This window comes from Streptomyces sp. NPDC002386, from assembly GCF_053593175.1.
This window is the reverse complement of record NZ_JBSFBX010000019.1, coordinates 73815-90931: the sequence shown is the minus strand read 5'-3', so window position 1 is coordinate 90931 and position 17117 is coordinate 73815. Positions and strand designations below refer to the sequence as shown.

Here is a 17117-nt window from a genome sequence, read left to right as displayed (position 1 = left end):
TGTTCGGTGGGCGGGTTGCGGGTGAAGACCCGAACGATGTTGCTGACTGATCGGCACTCGGCGTCTCCCGTCCCACGCTCTTTCCGCGGTGACTGCTCGGAAGAGCCGGGCACCCAGTCGCCGCAAAGCACCAGACCGGCACCGAAGGCTGCCTGACGACGAGGCTGCGAAGGGCTTTGCCGGCGATGAAACAAGAGCGGCCCAGAACACGTAGCGCCCAATCCACAGAACACTTGCCCATCTTCGTCCGCGGTCAGCCGCAGTAGAAGCCGGCGGTCCGGCCTCAGGCCCTGAGCGCGACCCCCCGCTGGCCTGCACAACCAACCTTCCACGAAAGGATCGACAAGTGACACTGCGTCGTAAGATCAACTCTCTGGTGCTCGCAGCGGTTTGCGCAGCCGTTCCGCTGACTGCCCTGTCCGCAGGTGAAGCCCAGGCGGCAACGACGGGCACCCTCGGCTTCGGCCAGACGAAGTGCTCGTATCTCACCAACGGCAACCTCTGTGCCACCGGCATTTCCGGCTCCCCAGACGGCTACGACGCCGCCTACGCCAAACTTGACGGTGCCCCCGTGACAGTGCGGTTCACACTCATGTGCATCAACGGATTCCAGAGGGACGACAACGGCGCCTTCACCATCTCGAAGAACCAGCGGAGGAGCTTCGTCTTCTCCGTCGGGGACCAGGGCTCCTGCAGGGTGCGCATGAGGGACGTCAATTCGGGTGCCTACTACTTCAGCCCCTACGTGGTGATCCCGTAACCCCGGGCGCATCGGTCCGCCGCCGTGTCGGCGGACCACCCTTCAGTGGCTGACGGAGTATGCGGGGCAGATGGAACCAGGACGACCAGAGGGACCGATCGACGGCGAGCCGACGGCGATCACCGGCGAGAAACCGGGAAGGCCTGGACCGACCGCCCCCCTAAGAGCTGTCCCGCAGCTGGTCGGTGGGGCGGCGAAACCAGGTGCTGAGCGGATACTCGCGAGACTCCGGCGTGGCAGCTGTGGCAGCCTGCGGGCATGCCACAGCTGCGCGTTCATGCAGGCCGCCACTACGCCGTCCGGTTCCACTACTCCTTGCCGGACGACGCCTGGTGTGTGGAGCTGAGCGAGGCCGTAGCGGCGCCAGCTGCATGGGCTGAGATTCCCAACGCAGAGACCCACCTGCCCGGAAGCGCCTTCATGGTAGCGGTGATACCCGACGAGGACCCGAGCTTGGAGCCGGCCGTCCACATCCACAGCCACGACGAGCACGCCATCCCCTACGAGATCATGCGCTGGTTCATGGAGCACGTGGCCGAGCAGGTCGAACGCTGCCGCCTCGCGTTCGAGCAGGGAGCTCCTGAAGCGATGGAATGATCAGGCAGTGACTGGTGTGTCACGGCGTCGGATCCTTCCTGGATAGCCCCGTTCAGCGGACTGAGCCCGCGACAGTTCGGCAAGCTGATCAAGGCGTTACGACGCGAGGGTGCGGACCCCGTTCGCAAGGGCCGGCCGTGGAGCCTGCCGCTGGAGGACCGTGTCCTGCTGGTCGCCGCGTACTGGCGCACCAACCTCACGCTGCGGCAGCAGGCACCGTTGTTCGGGGTATCGAAGTCGGCCGCCGACCGCATCATCGACCACCTCGGGCCCACGCTCGCCCTCCAACAGCGCGAGCGGTTCCGCAAGGACACCGTCCTGATCGTCGACGGAACCCTGGTCCCCACCCGGGACCACAGCATCGCCGAGCAGTCGAAGAACTACAGGTACTCCACCAACCACCAGGTCGTCATCGACGCCGACACCCGCCTGGTCGTCGCCGTCGGTCGACCGCTGCCCGGCAACCGCAGCGACTGCAAGGCATGGGAGCTGTCCGGGGCGAAAGCCGCCGTCGGCACGACGACCGTCATCGCGGACGGCGGCTACCGGGGCACCGGCCTGGTCATCCCACACCGCCGAGAGAAAGGCCAGAGCGAACTCCCGTCCTGGAAGGAGGAACACAACGCCTCCCACCGCAAAGTCCGCGCCCGCGTCGACCACGCCTTCGCCCGCATGAAGACCTGAAAGATCCTCCGCGACTGCCGCCTCAAAGGCGACGGCGTCCACCACGCCATGCTCGGCATCGCCCGCCTGCACAACCTCGCCCTCGCCAGGTGACCGAGAAGATGAGCAGGTCAGCCAGCACACCGTAGATGGCCTTGCGGCGGGAGCGGCTGGGCCCGCTCCCGCCGCGGCCGTGTGCTACGAGCCGGCAGGCCAGAACTGCACGAGGTAGTGCTCCACTCCCTCGATGCTCTCCTCGCTCTCCGCCAGAGCCTTGACTGCTGCGCGGCCCGAGGAGCCGACCCGCACGCGCCACGACCCGCCCGATTCCGCGAGCGTGATCAGATCGTCCAACCGGCCCAGGCTCATCGACCACACGGCCACCTGGCCGCTGACCGACTCGAACTCCGCCTCCGCCTGCTCCTCCCAGCGGCCCGGGTCCTGCGCTGGCGGAGACCCGTCCCACACCTCGACCGTGAGCGCAGCGGTGTGGGTATGCCCGGCGCTGGTGATGTCCAGGCGACCGGGAAGCGTGCTCAGGAACGTCCCGAAGTCGAAGTCGTCGGGAAACAGCAGGTCCAGCACTGCATCATCGGATTCCTGCAGCCCGAACGCGTGGTAACCGACGAACACGTCGATCTGCTGCTTACGGACAAGCTGTGCCATGAAGTGGCCCCCAAAGGATCGCAGACGACTGGTCATCACAAGCGATCTAGACACACACCCGCAGCCTCAACAGCAAGCAAGTCAACCGCCAACTGGCTCTACGAAAGCTGTGATCATTGCGAGCCATCACCTCCCGCGCTGCCTCCGGCGGCCAAGCTGAACCTCATCCACCCGGCCAGCCAGAAGGAAGGATGCTGTCAGAGGCCTATGGCACTCTCCCAGCATGGACAGCCACACGTTCTGGCACCTCATCGATACAGCACGGGCGGCCGACACGCCGCTCCACGAAGCCTTGATCCGCCTACTGGCCGCACGGGGAACGGACGAGGTCTTCGCCTTCCACGTCCACTTCGGCGCGCGGGACACGGCCATAGACCGGTGGGACATCTGGGCGGCCGCCTACCTGATCGGCGGGGGCTGCTCGGACGACCGGTTCATGGACTTCAAGGCAGGCCTGATCGCCCTAGGCCGCCCCTGGTACGAACGAGCCGCCGACTCCCCCGACACCCTCGCCGAACACCCCGCCATCCGTCACGCTCTGGCCACTGGCAACGAAGACGTCGTGTTCTACGAGGAGATGGGGTATGTGGCCGTGGCCGCCTATGCGCGGATCACCGGTGACGAAGACGGTTTCTACCCGGCTTTCGACCACTACCGCGCCCAGCGCGGCGAAAGCGACGGCCCAACCCATGACATGGGCGAGAACTTGGACTTCGACAACACCCGGGAGATGCACCAGCGGCTTCCCCGCTTGGCCGCCCTCTACCTCGAAGAGACACCGCGGTGAGCCGCCCGCTGCCCTTCTTCCGCTACCACCCCGACCCCGTCGCCACCGGATCCCTTCGCCAAAGCCATGAGTCATGCGTCTGCTGCGACCGCAGCACCGGATGGATCTACACCGCGTCGTTCTACACAGCCCGGACCCTGGACGGTCGCCTGTGCCCCTGGTGCATCGCCGACGGCAGCGCCGCCAGACGCTTCGCGGGCGAATTCATCGACACGTACGGACTCGACGGCGTCCATGAGGACATCCTCCGCGAAGTCACCCAGCGCACCCCCGGCTTCCACGCCTGGCAAGACCCGCACTGGCTCGTCCACTGCCAGGACGCCGCCGCATTCATCGGCGAGGTCGGCTACACCGAACTGACCGCTCACCCGGAAGCACTCGACCAGCTCCGCACCAAGATGCGTCTGGCCGGCTGGCACGACGCACAACACCTCGACCAGTTCCTGCAAGGTCTCGGCCACGGCGCCACCGCCATGCTCTTCAAATGCACCGTGTGCGGCACCCACCTCGCCTACACCGACGCCTCCTGAAAGGGCCACACCCGGACCATGGTCATGTCCCACGGCGTAGTGCAGGGGATCAAGTGGCTGGTATCCCGGATACCGCCTGCCGCGGCGGGGGCGCAACGGCGAGTCGGAGGGCAGCAGCCCGGCCGTGCCGAGCAGCTCCCCCGTCGGGTCCAGCTTCGAGCCGTGCAGCTTGTGCGGCTTGCCATCGACCAGGACATCGACGGAGCCGAACACGCTGTACGCGCGGCGCAGGATCAGCAAAGGCCTCGGTACCCGGGCCGCCTTCGGCGCCAGCACGGCGCACCACAGCGATCCAGCCGGAACAGCGGCCGCACCGCATCCTGCGCGCGCGACGCCCGACGCGCCCCGGAATCCGCCACCCGATCTGCCCCCTCCCCAGCCCCCCGCTGGACAAGCAAGATCCCATAAGTAGCACAACATGGCTGCTGTGCGTAACCAGTTGAGCACCGCACCGTCCTACCAGGTCAGTTCTGCCGCACGGCACCGCACGATGACAGCCCCCAGCCGGCCGCACCGCGTTCCGCACGGACATCGACGTGACGCACCCGAGTCGGTGCCTTCGAACGCCGGACGCCCGGCGCCGCTTCCGTGGGGATGCAGCACACGGCGTCCAGGTGTTTGGGGCGCGGGGCGCGGTGGGGGCCCGTATCTTCAAGTCCTTGCCCCGCGCGAGCTAGTGCAGGGGGGCACAGGTGGGAGCAGGATCCATGGGGGCGGGCTGTGAGCAGACAGGACCGGGCGGATGCGGTGGACCGGGAGATGGCCAAGCGCCTGCTACCCGACGAGGCTCTACGGGCGCTGGTCCGGTGGTGGAGCGAGAACGCTGCACGGCTGCCCGACAAGACGCCCGGCGCGCACACGGTCCGTTACACGCCCAGCCGGTGGGCTCAGATCACGCCCTGGCCCGCAGCCCTGGCCTCCTCTTCGGGCAACGATGACGCCGCGGTGAGCCGGGCGCAGGTGACATCGATCGTCGAGGACGCACTGCGGCGCGAAGCCTTCTCAGAGGCCCTGGTGGCCACGTATGTGTGGGGGAAGGGCAAGGGCGGCTCCCCCGGCGGCAGCGGACCGGCCACACTGCGAAGGATCCTGACCGTCGACGACCTGGAAGCGGCACTGGCCGGTGCGGTCACCGCGCTGAGCGAGCACAACGCGCAAGCGGCCTATGCGGCGCTGCGCGGTCGCGTTTCCTGGCTAGGGCCGTCCTTCTTCACCAAGTTCCTCTACTTCACCGGCAAGACAGTCCCGCCGGCGAACGGCCCCCAGCCGCTCGTCCTCGACCGCGTCCTGGCCCGGCGTATGCGGTCCCTGGCCGCGGCGGTCGGCCGGGAGACGGGCCACGACCCCGACGGCTCGATCGCCGCCTGGGTCTGGAGGGATTGGGACTGGTCGCCCCACCGCTACCAGGTCTATCTCTCGTTCCTGCACGCCGCCGCCCACCAGGCGGCGTCCACCGACGGCTGGCCGTCCGACGCCTCACCCGACTTGCTCGAATACGCACTGTTCAACGCTGCGTGGTGAGCAACCGGGTGAGGCACGCCTGCCGCATCCCGGCGAGCATCGGCGTACGGCAGACGTTCCCGGTGCGACCTCGCCGGTGTTCCGGCGTGGTTCGGTAATGGGGTTGAACCGGTACCGGTGAGGCATGAGACTTGCGCGGTGTTCGTAGAGCTGTCACCCCGCATCCTGAGCTGGGACGAGGTGGACCCCGCCCGTCATCCTTTCGACAGTCAGTCGGCGGCGCGGGTGGTCAGATCGCTCGGGCCGGCCGGGCGGGTGCCCCGACGCCCCGACCTACCGCCGGGTGACCGGGCCGTGCACGACTGGGGCTGGGAGGAGGCCAGACCCTGGGCCGATGCCATGACGCACGCACTGGCCGAGCACTACGGCCGCTGGGTCGCCGGCTGGCGGTGGGCACACGATGAAGGGGACTTCGACGGAGGGCCGGTCGGCAGCTGGTCCCGCCCCCAGGACTCGGTCACCACCCCGGACGAAACCCTCGACCGGGTCACCGCATCGCTGCGGGAGTGGCGGGACTGGCTGGAGAGCCTGGCCGCACGGTTCGAGGCCTACCCACTGGACCTGGCCAGCGTCGACGACCAGCGGATCCTGTGGGACCGCACCGCCCGCAACCTCATCCTGCACGTCACCGACCGCACGGGCTGCGGCAGCGGCTGGTACGCACACTGCCACCAGGTCCTCGGCTGGTTCCTCAGCCGCTGGGGCATCCCGGCCGACGACGCCGAGCACCTGGTGGAGCAGGCGATCGGCGGCCGGTTCGAAAGCTGGACCGGCCCCGACCCGGCGCTGGTCGAGGACATCGCCGAACGCATCGCGGCCGCCGTGCGGCCGGACGCGGACGCCCGAGCCGCCCAGTCGCCGCTGCCCGACCATCTCAAGCGCTGGCTCGCCGTGCGGGACGCGGTGCCGTGGCATGAGGCTGCCGACAGCACCGGGGACGCACCGGTGACACCCGTGCGCGACGGAATGGCGGAGGAGATCCGCACCTTCGACGCCATCCTGGACCCCGCCCGCGGGCAAGGCCTGCTCACCGCCCTTGAGCTGATGCGTGCCGATGCCGCGAGCGGCGCCCGGCTGGACTTCGCCCTCATCCAGCGCTGGCAACAACACGTCCTGACCACAATCGAGCTGCCACCGTTGCGCAGCCTGCCCGCTTTCGCCAAAGGCGGCCGGGAACGCTACGGCATCGCCCCGGACACCCGCGCCCGCCTCGATGCCTGCCTCGCCGAAAGCGCCAAGGACACAGCCCGGCCCTTGCCGCTGACCGCCCGGGTCGCACGCGCCTTCCTCGACGTCTGCTTCTTCCACCCCTTCGACGACGGCAACGCCCGCTGTGCCCTCCTTACCCTCCTTTTCGTCCTCGCCCGCGAAGACGTCGCACTCGACAGCGTGCAACTGCTACGCCGTGTCTCCTTCCACGCCGACGACCCACAAGACGCACTGATCCTCGCCCGGTACATCGACTTTCACCTGCGCGAAACCCGACGACAAAGCATGTCCGAGTCCGACGAGCCGGTGGCGGAGGGGTAGCGCGCAGCCTCAAGCTGTTCGCGGAACGGGGGCTCCGGGCCTTGGAGGATCGAGCCGGGTGATGAGGATGCGGCCGACCCGCTGGAGTTCCTCGTCGTGCTCGACGCTCTGGAACCTGTCGCCGCGCCGGGGCAGGGTCAGTTGCTCGCGGAGCCGTCTCTACCTGCTGTGTCAGTGCCGCGTCCCACACTGCCGGCCATGTCGCTCACTGATCTCACTCTCGACCTGTGGCGGACCTTCGACGAGGTCACCGCCCGGCGGATCGCCCAAAAAGCCGCTGACCACGTGGGCGGCCGGGTGTCACTCGTCGAGGCCACGGAATACTGCGGTGCCCGGCTGCACCGCGTCCGGATTGAGCGGGACGGGCAGGAGTTCGCCCTGATACCTGGAGGCCAGGTGTCCCTGGGCTTCGACCTCAACACCTGGAAGCCGACCGCGCAGCAGGCCGCCGACTACGCCGAGAGCCTGAAGCAGGGCTACGGTTACGGGCCCGATCTGCAGGCCCACCTCGCGCAGATCCTCAGCGCTCGCCGCAGCGTTCACTTGGACACTGTCCTCATGGCCGTGGAGGACGAGAACCTGACCGAACCTCCGGCCGAGATGCCGGCTGCCCTCTCCGTCCGTGGTCTGCGGATACCAAGCTCCGACGAGTGGGAACACGCCTGCGGCGCCGGGTCGGACACCCTGTTCCAGTAGGGCGACGACTGTCCCCTCGACCGCATCCCCTACGGAGACGACACCGGCCCCCACAACGAGCTGAACGCCTTCGGTCTGCACATCACCTACGACACCTACCGCACCGAGCTAGCCTTGGCGACGACCGGACGGGTGGCGAAGATCGGAAAGACCACGGCACACAGGCTCATCAGACGATCACTCGCGCCCACGGCCTGACGCGGGCGAGGCGAGCATCGCGTTGAGGATGCGTTGCAGCTCAACGCGGTCCTGGGGGGTAACCATCGCCAACCTGCGGTCGTATTCCGCCGCGAGGGCTGCAAGTGCTCGATCGCGCGCCTGCGTGCCCTCGGCGGTCAGTACGAGCCGGTGACGCCGCAGGTCCGCCTCGTCGATCTCGCGGCGAATAAAGCCCTTGGCGACGAGGTTGCGCACGTAGACCGTCACGCTCGCCTTGGGCAGCAGCAGCGCCGTCGCGATCTCGGCCGGGTACGGCGATGCCTCCACCTCGGCCAGGACGAAGAACTCCTTCGTCTCCAACCCGAGCTCGGCCAGCTCCTCCGTGCAGGCATCCATCACGACTGCCAGCAGCCGCTGGTTCAGCGTCCACAGCTGCGCCCCGTCGACCGACATGCGATCCTCCGTTTCACATGATACAGTTTCGTACTAGTTTTATATCGTACAAGATATTGTATTGTACTGGACTCCTATGGAACAACAATGTCACGGAGGAAGCCAGGCATGATCCAGCACCTCACGATCCCGCGCGGTCCCATCAACCTCGCCACAGACCTCCACCTGCCCGACAACGCCGACAGCAGCGCACCGCTGCCCGCCGTGGTGCTCTCCACCCCAGGCAGCAGCGTCAAGGAGCAGATCGGCGCCAACTACGCCTCCCGACTCGCCGCCCGCGGCATCGCGGCGCTCGTCCTCGACCCCGCCCATCAGGGACAGAGCGAGGGTGAGCCCCGCGACCTCGAAGACCCCTACCGCCGCGGTGAGGACCTCTCCTACGCCATCGACGCGCTCACCACGACCCCCGGCATCGACCCACAGCGCATCGGCGCCCTCGGCATCTGCGCCGGTGGCGGCTACGCCGTGCACACCGCCCGCACGGACCACCGCATCAAAGCGGTCGGCACGGTCGTCCCCGTCAACATCGGCAACGCGTTCCGCAGCTTCTCCCCCGACGGTCCGGCCGCAGCACTCGACGCCCTCGCGGACGCACGGACCGAAGAGGCCCGCTCCGGCGAGATGACCCGTGTGAACTGGCTGCCCGACACCCTTGAGGACGCCGCGGCAGCGGGCCTGACCGACATCGACACCACCGAGGCCGTCACCTACTACCGCACCGAGCGCGGCGGCAACGAACACTCCACGAACCGGCGCCTCCTGCGCAGCGACTCCCTCCTGCTGGGCTACGACGCCTTCCACCTGGTCGATCAGCTCATGACCCAGCCCCTCCAGGTCATCCTCGCCGGACGCATCGGCAACACCGGCTCCTACGACATGGGCATGCAGCTGTGGAAGCTGGCTCCCACCCCGTCGACCTCATGGTGATCGACGGCGCCGGCCACTACGAGATGTACGACGAACCCGCATACGTCGACGCCGCCGTCGAACGACTCACCAGCTTCTATGCGAACAACCTGTAAGGCACCCGAACCGGTCCGCCTATGCGGTCACAGCACCTCCCGGACAGCGTGCCCGCACAGTGACCGTGGAGCGACGATGACGCTGAACGAGACGGTGAAGCCTGCCGCCCTGGCCATCAATCAAGCCCGCGCAAGCCATACTGCCCACTAGCTAGGAGCATGGGTCAGCAACCAGCGCCCCAGAACCGCCACCCTGTCGCCGGAGCGGATCGAGCAACTCTCCAACATCGGCATGCGCTGGACCTGACCGCCACCACGCTCGGCCGCCCAGGCGCAACTGGTGCGCCGCCTTGCCGCTCGTGAAGCGTAGATTCAGCGTACGAAGCGCGGTCACGACCGGCTCCTAGCAGACGCTCCCGACATCGACAGATCGCAGCCACGCTCTGGCAGCCACCGCAAGGTCTTCCAGCCGAGGCCGGCAGCGGACGGCCGCGCACGCCCAATACCGGATGGGCCGACGAGCCGTTGGGCTCTGTGTGCAGGATGCCGGGAGGGACAGAGCGGGGGCATGGCGGTCCGAGGTCGGTTCGGTGGATGTGCTGTTCCGGGTTGTCGGCGGGGCGACGGAGTGTTCGAGGTGGTCGTCGGCCGCCGCCGAGGTGGTCTTCGAAAGCTGTCCGCCGCTGAAGCCGTTCCCAGTCCGTAGGGGCAAGCGGCTGGCCCCGGGGTGGTGGTGATCGGCCACCACCGGAAGGCTTGTGCACTACGGATCCGCGGCGATGCGGCTGCACGTGATGTCCCTCGACCTCGATCCGCGCGTCAGCGCTCTGGCCGCCCGGCGCCCTGACTTGACCAGCAGCTGCGCGGTGTCCAGTACGTCGGGGGCCGCCCCGTCGAGCACCTTACGGACGAACCGCCGACGCTCTGCGCCCGCGGAGGCAGCCGGCGCATCGGCGCGAGGGCTGGACGAGGCAAGCCATGCCACCAGTCTGCCCGCCACGACAACCACCGTCGTCCCAGGTCATCACCCGAGAGCATCACGGCGGTCCTGGATGCCGGGCCCGCATCAGAGCGGCTGTCCGTGGTGGTGAAGAGCCTCTTGCCCGTGCCGAGCAGGAGCGGGAAGAGGAGCAGGCGGTGGCGGTCGGGTGCGGTGTAGCCGATCCGGGCCCGGTCCACCACACGAGCTGGGACGTGCCACACAAGGCCGCCGTACCTCACGTGTGATGAACTGTGGACCGGTTTCGAGACGTTGATCTCGTCTCGAACAAGAGAGTGGGATGGACCGTGGACCTTGCTGGGGGGACGTGGCAGCGACTGACCGCCGTGGTGCTCGTCATGGCGGTGGCGGCCGGGTGTACGGGGCAGGGCGAAGGCGCGGGCGGCGGAAACGACGAAGACCTGCTGCGGAACCACGACTGGACGCAGATGCCGGGCACCACCGCGCGGAACGACATCCTGCGGGTCAGCGCATTGGATCGGCACATCGTGGAGCAGGACTCCTCCGGCGGCCAGCCCAACCCCCCGCTGAATCTGGCCGGCCCGCATCTCAGGTCCGATGGCGACTTCACCGTCACCGCGCGCATGTCCGGAGTGGGTGACGATGACGGCGACTCATGGCTGCGGCTGTACGGACGTGTACCGGTCATCTACGACGAGTGGCGGCAGGAGCGGCCCTCACTCCGCGTCGGCGTGACCGCTGACGGACAAGTGAAGGTACAGATATGGGACGGCGAGGGAGATGAGCCAGCCACCTCCAAGGATTTCGACTGCGGCTGCTCCGGGACGGTGACGCTCGCCGTGTCGAGCATCGGTGACACCTTCCACGTGAAAGCCGACGGGCGGCGGCTGGGAACCGTGCAGGACCCGGGGGTGTTCGCCGAGGGCACTGTCTGGTTCGGTCTGGAGGCGGACGCGGGCGAAGACGAGCGCCGCGAGGGATGGCGTCTGACGCAGCTGACCGCGCGGGCGGAGAGCGGTGACTCGCTCCGCGTGATCAAGGCGCCGCAGCTACGCCAGGAGCAGTCCGACGACTCGCTGCGTGCGCGGGCCGCAGACGTGGGGCGGCCGTTCGACGTCGGCGCCGCCCTGGCCGAGAACCCGCTGCTCACCGACTCACGCTACCGGGCGCTCGCGGGGAGCCAGTTCTCCATGCTCACTCCGGAGAACGCGTTCAAGCCACAGTTCCTCCACCCACGCCGGGGCGTCTACGACTTCCGCGACGCGGACCTACTCGTACGCTTCGCCCGCGCAAACGACATGAAGGTGCACGCGCACACCCTCGTCTGGCACGAGGCTCTGCCCAACTGGATGCGGGAGAACGACGACCCCGAGGAGGTGCGCCGGACCATGCTCCGGCACATCGCCATGGTCGCCGGGCACTTCAAGGGAAAGGTCGCGGAATGGGATGTGGTCAACGAGCCCATGTCCGACGACGAGAAGAGCTACACCAGCGGGGATCTCGGTCTGCGCTCCGAGCAGAGCCCGTGGTTCGAGGCCATGGGCGAGAAGTACATCGACGAGGCGTTCAGGGCCGCCCACCGGGCCGATCCGAAGGCACGGCTGTTCCTCAACGAGTACGGGATCGAGGAGGAAGGCGAGCGGTGGGACGCCCTTTACGATCTGGTCGAGCGGCTCAAGGAACGCGGCGTACCGATCGACGGCGTGGGTTTCCAGAACCATGAGTACGCACCCGGCGACCGCATCGACCCGGAGACCTTCCGCAGCCATGTGCGGGATCTGGCGGAGCTCGGGGTTCAGGCGCGGGTGTCGGAGATGGACGTCCCCATAGGTGAGGACGAGGAGGACGGGCGGCAGACCCAGGCTGATGAGATGGCGGGCAAGCTGCGGGTCTGCCTGGAGGAGCCGAACTGCACATCGTTCTCCACATGGGGAATCACCGACCGGTACGGTTCCACCGCCGACACCAAGATCTATCCTCCGCGCACGGCCGATTCCCTGCCATGGGACGCAGCCCTGCGGCCGAAGCCGGCGTACGAGCGCCTGCTCGAGACCTTTGACGAGGCGTGAGGAATCAAGGTGCGATCTCTCGGTTTGGAGATACTCGCCGGGGCCCCTGCCCGGCATCCACGACCCCACCGGTCCGAGGAAGCTGCTGTTCGCGTTTTTCGCGGCGACGGCGGAGACCGAGCGGGAGAACATCTGCGAGTCGACGCTGGAGGGCTCGACACCGCGGCCCGCAAGGGCAAGCACGGCGGCCGGCCGCCGGTCATCACCGACGACATGCTGCACACCGTGCTCCGGCGCCGCGCGAGCGGCGAGTCCGTCGAGCAGATCCAGCCCGACCTGATCATCCCCACCGGCAAACGCAAGGGACACAACCCTTCGGTGGCCAGCATCCACCGGGCGCTCGCCGAGCACGCCAAGCGCGAGGCGTACGCGGAGGCCGTCGAGCAGGCCCACGCCGGGGCCGAGCCGACCCGGCGGCTCAACGCGCCCAAGCAGCGGCAGGCCGCCCCGCACCGCCTTCCGCCGGCTGCATCCACGGGCGCTCCCCGGCCGGAGAGCGCCACGGGCAGCCCGGGGTCAGCCGCCAGCCGAGCCGACCGAGGCCGAACCGCCGGAGGTCCAGCCGGAGTTGGACAGCGGCCGAGAGCGCGTGCTGCGCTCGGTGCGCAGCTCCACCACGACCCCTGCCGGACCGAGCAGGGCCTCCAGCGCGTCGGCGAGCCGCTGCGGGTCGCCGCCGAACGGGAGCGGGGCGAGCCGCTCCCTGCCGCCCCGCAGGACGAATTCCAGCGCGAGCGTGGAGACGGTCGGCTTGCGGTCCCCCTCGTACGGCTCCACCACCTCGTGCGTCAGCCGCACCTCGCGCAGGGTGTCGACGGGCAGCCACTCGTCCGGCCTGGCGGCCCGGACCAACCGCAGGGACGCGGGCACCCCAGCCGGCGCGAACTCCACCCGCAGGATGCGCCGGGCCCGGGAATAGGCCACCGCCGGCCAGCCGAGCAGGTACTCCAGCCCGGCGATCACCCCCACCACCACGAACACGGTCGACGCCCGCGCCCCGGCCAGCGCCATCCAGAAGGCGACGAGCAGGGTCGGCACGACCAGGGCGAGCGGAGTGAACAGCGCCGGCCCCGCCGAGGTCAGCGCGATCCGCGCCGGCCCGGCCGGCGAGCCGCCGCGCAGGATCAGATCCGTCGAGTCGGGACCTTGTCTGAGCAAGGGATCGGTGGCCATGCATCCAGCGTAGGACCGGTCCGCAAGAGCGCCTCGACCCCATCACGGCCGCCGTCCTGCCGGGCCTGCTGGTGTCCCCCGGACCGCCGGGCAGCCCGCCGCCACATTCCGGGCCTTCCGGGCCTTGGCCCGGGTGGTGACCTGGGCCAGGCCGGTGGACGCGTCGAAGGTGAAGCGGACTGGGGTGACGTGCGGGGTGCCGTCGCGGCGGAGGGTGGTGAAGGTGGCCGGGTATGGGCGAGTGAGGAACGCCGGTGCGCTGACCGGGAGTTCGGCGGTCGCCCGGCTCACTTCTTCTTCACGCCCTCATTCCAGATCAGCTTGGCGATATTCGGCTTCACGGCCGTGGTGATGACGCCCATGGCTGTCCGGACGTACCGCCGTTCCTTCAGCTCGCGCAGCATGCTCGCGGCGAGGTCGGCGCGGGCGGTGAAGACGCCGTCGGCGCTGGTCTCGGCGGTGTGGAATTCCGTGACGACGGGGTTCTCGAACAGGCCCGAGGGTCGCACGAGGGTCCAGTCGAGGCTGCTCTGACGGATCACGTCCTCCATGCGGCGCATGTCCTCGTGAAGGGTGCGGCCCAGGCGCCGGTTCACCAGCGGGTCGAGCACATGGTTGAAGAAGTGCGCGCCGGTGGGACGCCAGTTCGGGTCGGCGATGCTGGAGCTGACGGCGAGAAGTCGCTTGATGCCGTGGCGGGCCATAGCCCCGGTGATGGCCGTGGCGCTCGCCGAGTACGTGGTGATGGTCTCCTTGCTGAAGCGTGCGCCCAGCGCGGACAGGACGGCGTCCGTCCCGCCGAGCGCGGCATCGACGGCCACCGGGTCGGTGGCGTCGGCGACGGCCACGGTGAGGCCGGGCCGCGCGGGCAGGGAGCCGGGGCGGCGGGTCACGGCAACGACCTGGTGGCCGGCGGCGAGGGCCTGCTCGGTGAGGTGGCGGCCGGTCGGTCCATTGGCGCCGAAGACTGCGATACGCATGATGTCGGGTCACCCCTTCGTGTGCTTCCCGGAACGCCCTTGACTGTGCTGATCACGAAGCACAAGCTCAACGTTGATGAATAACGCCGCCCTCGCACCCGCCCGCACCCGAGGCCGCCCTCGCGGCAACCCGCCGACCCGCCAGGTGATCGTCTCGGCGGCCCGCGGGTTGTTCCTGGAGCACGGGTATCGGCGCACCACCGTGCGTGCGGTGGCCAGGGCGGCCGGGGTCGATCCGGCGCTGATCGCCTACCACTTCGGCTCAAAGAAGGGCCTGTTCGCAGAGGTGATGCAGTTCCAGTGCGCCAACGCACTGGCGGTGGACGACGTCCTCGACGGCGACCCGGCCACCCTCCCCGACCGCCTGATCGACGCGGTCACGGATCTATGGGAGGACGACGACTTCCAGCAGCTCACCACCCAGGGCGACGAGGCCGCCGAAGTGATCCGCGAATACCTGGAACACGAACTGCTGAACCGGCTTGTTGAATTTCTCGGTGGCCGGGACGCAACCGCCCGCGCCACAGCCGTGGTGACGATCCTCGGCGGCCTCATCTACACCCGCTACCTCAACCCCTTGCCTACCCTCGCCGCCCTCACCCCGTCCGAGACCCGCCACATCCTTACCCCGGCACTGCGCACTGCTCTGGCCCCGAGGCTGCGCACCCCGACAACCGCCAGAGCAGGCCGTCGAGGCTCACCGACCTCCGCTGGAGGAGCTGTGCGGCATTGACCACCTGTGCACCTGCGATGCGGGGGCGGCACGAGACCGTAGTCCAGTGCCTCGTCGGCCTTCGCCAAACGCTCCACGCTCACCGGCGAACTCCTCGCGGGGTGCGGCGGCGGCCGCCGCACCCCGCAGCCGTGCCGAGGCCTCAGGGCATCATCTCGTACGCCCCGGACAGTGCCTCGACGCGCTGCCAGACGCGCTCCGAACGCGCCTCGTCGACCGCCGGGCGCCGGACGGCACCGAGTGCCCAGAGCTGCTGCTCCTCGGTTGCGGAGTCCTTGCCGTGCAACTCGACAGCGTGCGCGGAGAAGTCGCGTACGAGGACGGCGAACAGTTCGTCGAGGACATCCTCCTCGACGCCGGCCAGGGCCGCCTGCTCCAGGACCAGCTGCCCGTGGACGACGAGCGCGAAGAGCTGCCCGACGGCGAGGAGGAGGTCGAGGTCCCGGCTCTGCTCCTCGCCGGGAGCGGCCGTGCGTACGAACTCGCACAGCGCATCGGCCTGTTCACGGAACCGGGCAACGTTGGGCAGGTGGGCATAGGTGTCGAAGGCCGGCCGCCAGTCGTGGAAGCGCACCGAGCCGAGGCCGCGGGCCGGGCCCTGACGGAAGAGGAAGTCGTCGTCGGCCGCGTCGAGGCGGGTCGGGACGGGCTCGTAGGCGACCGGGTCGAGGAGGTGGTTCCGCATGAACTTGAGGATCAGTGCCAGGTTGACGTGGACGGTGCCCTCCAGCTTCGGCAGGCTGCGGATCTCGACGGCGGCCTGGGCGAAGTAGTTGTCCCTCTCGAAGCCCTTGGCGGCGATGACGTCCCACATCAGGTCGATGACCTTCTCGCCCTCGGTGGTCACCTTCATCTTCGTCATCGGGTTGAAGAGGAGGTAGCGGCGGTCGTCGGGGCCCGCGGTGCGGAAGTAGTCGACGGCGCGGTCGCTGAACAGCTTCATGCCGACGAGCCGGACGTACGCGTCGGCCAGCTCGCGGCGCACGTGCGGGAAGGCGGTGACGGGGCGGCCGTAGAGGATGCGGTTTCGCGCGTGGGTGACGGCCTCGTACATGGCGTGCTCGCAGATGCCTATCGAGGCGGTGCACAGGTTGAACTTGCCTACGTTGACGCTGTTCAGGGCGGCGTCGAAGGCTGCTCGGCCGGTGTGCAGGACGTCTTCCGGAGCTACGGGGTAGTCCTCGAGGCGGAACTCGCTGACGTACTTCGAGGAATCGACGACGTTCTTGACCAGGTGGTAAGCCGGGTGGCGGCTGTCGGCGGCGAAGAAGACGTAGCCGTCGGGGCCCTCGACATCGGTGCGGCGGCCGAAGACGGAGACGAGCCCGGCGGCGTTGCCGTTGCCGATGTAGTACTTGGAGCCGGTGGCCCGGAAGCCGCCCCTGCCGTCCGGTTCCAGGAGCATGTCGGTGGAGTAGATGTCGGCGCCGTGGGCCTTCTCGGACAGGCCGAAGGCGAAGACCTCCCCCTGGGAGAGCAGTTCGGCGGCGCGGGCGCGGGCGGCGGGGTTGTCGCTCTGCCAGACGGGGCCGAGGCCGAGGATGGTGACCTGCCAGGCGTACCAGTAGTCGAGGCCGTAGAAGCCGAGGATTTCGTTGAGGGCGGCGATGCGGGCGGTGTCCCAGCGCTTGTCGCCCTCGCCCTTTGCGGCGGCGGAGGCAGGGGTGAGGAAGGTCGCGAAGAGGCCCTCCTTGGCGGCGAAAGCGAGGAAGTCACCGAGCCAGGCGCGGGTCCGGTAGTCCTCGATCAGCCGGCGCTTGCCTCGCTCTTCGAACCAGTCGACGGTGGCGCGCAGCAGCCTGCGGGTCTCGGGGTCGAAGTGCGCGGGGTCGTAGGTGCGCGGGTTGAAGAGCAGCGCGTCGGTCACGGGTGCCGCC

14 protein-coding genes and 4 pseudogenes are annotated in these 17117 nt (G+C 68.8%); 12 read left to right on the top strand and 6 right to left on the bottom strand.

Annotated features, from left to right (window positions below):
• The first annotated feature begins 346 nt into the window (after positions 1-346).
• The 3 genes and pseudogenes from ACWCPN_RS30945 to ACWCPN_RS30935 all read left to right on the top strand — a co-directional run bounded on the left by ACWCPN_RS30945 (position 347) and on the right by ACWCPN_RS30935 (position 2134).
• Positions 347-760 (top strand): hypothetical protein, encoded by a 414-nt coding sequence (locus ACWCPN_RS30945; protein WP_451212845.1) that lies wholly within the window; start codon positions 347-349, stop codon positions 758-760.
• Positions 761-1018: 258 nt separating this feature from the next.
• Positions 1019-1357, top strand: coding sequence for a hypothetical protein (locus ACWCPN_RS30940; protein ID WP_451212843.1), 339 nt, complete (start codon positions 1019-1021; stop codon positions 1355-1357).
• A gap of 42 nt (positions 1358-1399) precedes the next feature.
• Positions 1400-2134 (top strand): annotated as a pseudogene (locus ACWCPN_RS30935) (transposase).
• An 84-nt stretch (positions 2135-2218) separates the two neighbouring features.
• Here ACWCPN_RS30935 and ACWCPN_RS30930 read toward each other — a convergent pair.
• The gene (locus ACWCPN_RS30930) at positions 2219-2686 is read right to left on the bottom strand and encodes a hypothetical protein (protein WP_451212840.1); all 468 of its coding nucleotides are present in this window, start codon (positions 2684-2686) and stop codon (positions 2219-2221) included.
• 223 nt (positions 2687-2909) lie between these two features.
• On the opposite strand from ACWCPN_RS30930, the gene ACWCPN_RS30925 reads away from it, so the two are divergent.
• The 5 genes and pseudogenes from ACWCPN_RS30925 to ACWCPN_RS30905 all read left to right on the top strand — a co-directional run.
• Positions 2910-3473 (top strand): DUF4240 domain-containing protein, encoded by a 564-nt coding sequence (locus ACWCPN_RS30925; protein ID WP_451212837.1) that lies wholly within the window; start codon positions 2910-2912, stop codon positions 3471-3473.
• A complete protein-coding gene (locus tag ACWCPN_RS30920) occupies positions 3470-4003 on the top strand; it encodes a CbrC family protein (protein WP_451212834.1) in 534 nt (177 codons plus the stop codon). Before ACWCPN_RS30925 ends, ACWCPN_RS30920 begins: the two co-directional genes overlap by 4 nt.
• Before the next feature lie 720 nt (positions 4004-4723).
• Positions 4724-5524 (top strand): 8-oxoguanine DNA glycosylase OGG fold protein, encoded by an 801-nt coding sequence (locus tag ACWCPN_RS30915; protein ID WP_451212831.1) that lies wholly within the window; start codon positions 4724-4726, stop codon positions 5522-5524.
• 138 nt (positions 5525-5662) lie between these two features.
• Positions 5663-7054, top strand: coding sequence for a Fic family protein (locus ACWCPN_RS30910; protein ID WP_451212828.1), 1392 nt, complete (start codon positions 5663-5665; stop codon positions 7052-7054).
• A gap of 198 nt (positions 7055-7252) precedes the next feature.
• Positions 7253-7864, top strand: a pseudogene (locus ACWCPN_RS30905) (hypothetical protein); the annotation flags it as partial.
• A 63-nt stretch (positions 7865-7927) separates the two neighbouring features.
• Here ACWCPN_RS30905 and ACWCPN_RS30900 read toward each other — a convergent pair.
• Positions 7928-8362: a MarR family winged helix-turn-helix transcriptional regulator gene (locus ACWCPN_RS30900; RefSeq protein WP_451212825.1), complete on the bottom strand. Its 435-nt coding sequence runs from the start codon at positions 8360-8362 to the stop codon at positions 7928-7930.
• Positions 8363-8470: 108 nt separating this feature from the next.
• Here ACWCPN_RS30900 and ACWCPN_RS30895 point away from each other — a divergent pair.
• The 3 genes and pseudogenes from ACWCPN_RS30895 to ACWCPN_RS30885 all read left to right on the top strand — a co-directional run bounded on the left by ACWCPN_RS30895 (position 8471) and on the right by ACWCPN_RS30885 (position 12354).
• Positions 8471-9384: pseudogene (locus ACWCPN_RS30895) on the top strand (alpha/beta hydrolase).
• A 163-nt stretch (positions 9385-9547) separates the two neighbouring features.
• A pseudogene (locus ACWCPN_RS30890) lies at positions 9548-9631 on the top strand (hypothetical protein); the annotation flags it as partial.
• A gap of 980 nt (positions 9632-10611) precedes the next feature.
• Positions 10612-12354, top strand: coding sequence for an endo-1,4-beta-xylanase (locus ACWCPN_RS30885; protein ID WP_451212822.1), 1743 nt, complete (start codon positions 10612-10614; stop codon positions 12352-12354).
• Between the two features lie 516 nt (positions 12355-12870).
• On the opposite strand, the gene ACWCPN_RS30880 is transcribed toward ACWCPN_RS30885, so the two are convergent.
• From ACWCPN_RS30880 to ACWCPN_RS30870, 3 genes are read right to left on the bottom strand one after another with little or no spacing between them, the layout of a single operon-like run.
• Complete coding sequence (locus tag ACWCPN_RS30880) at positions 12871-13527, bottom strand: hypothetical protein (protein WP_451212819.1); 657 nt, start codon at positions 13525-13527, stop codon at positions 12871-12873.
• A 42-nt stretch (positions 13528-13569) separates the two neighbouring features.
• Positions 13570-13818 carry a pyridoxamine 5'-phosphate oxidase family protein gene (locus ACWCPN_RS30875; protein ID WP_451212816.1) on the bottom strand — a complete coding sequence of 83 codons (249 nt, stop codon included), beginning with the start codon at positions 13816-13818 and terminating at the stop codon, positions 13570-13572.
• On the bottom strand, positions 13815-14507 hold the full coding sequence (locus tag ACWCPN_RS30870; RefSeq protein WP_451212813.1) for an NAD(P)-dependent oxidoreductase: 693 nt from the start codon (positions 14505-14507) through the stop codon (positions 13815-13817). Before ACWCPN_RS30870 ends, ACWCPN_RS30875 begins: the two co-directional genes overlap by 4 nt.
• A gap of 145 nt (positions 14508-14652) precedes the next feature.
• Between ACWCPN_RS30870 and ACWCPN_RS30865 the strand changes: the two genes are divergently transcribed.
• Positions 14653-15240 (top strand): TetR family transcriptional regulator, encoded by a 588-nt coding sequence (locus ACWCPN_RS30865; RefSeq protein ID WP_451212810.1) that lies wholly within the window; start codon positions 14653-14655, stop codon positions 15238-15240.
• A gap of 142 nt (positions 15241-15382) precedes the next feature.
• Here ACWCPN_RS30865 and ACWCPN_RS30860 read toward each other — a convergent pair whose 3' ends face one another.
• Complete coding sequence (locus tag ACWCPN_RS30860; RefSeq protein ID WP_451212807.1) at positions 15383-17107, bottom strand: acyl-CoA dehydrogenase family protein; 1725 nt, start codon at positions 17105-17107, stop codon at positions 15383-15385.
• Positions 17108-17117: the final 10 nt, after the last annotated feature.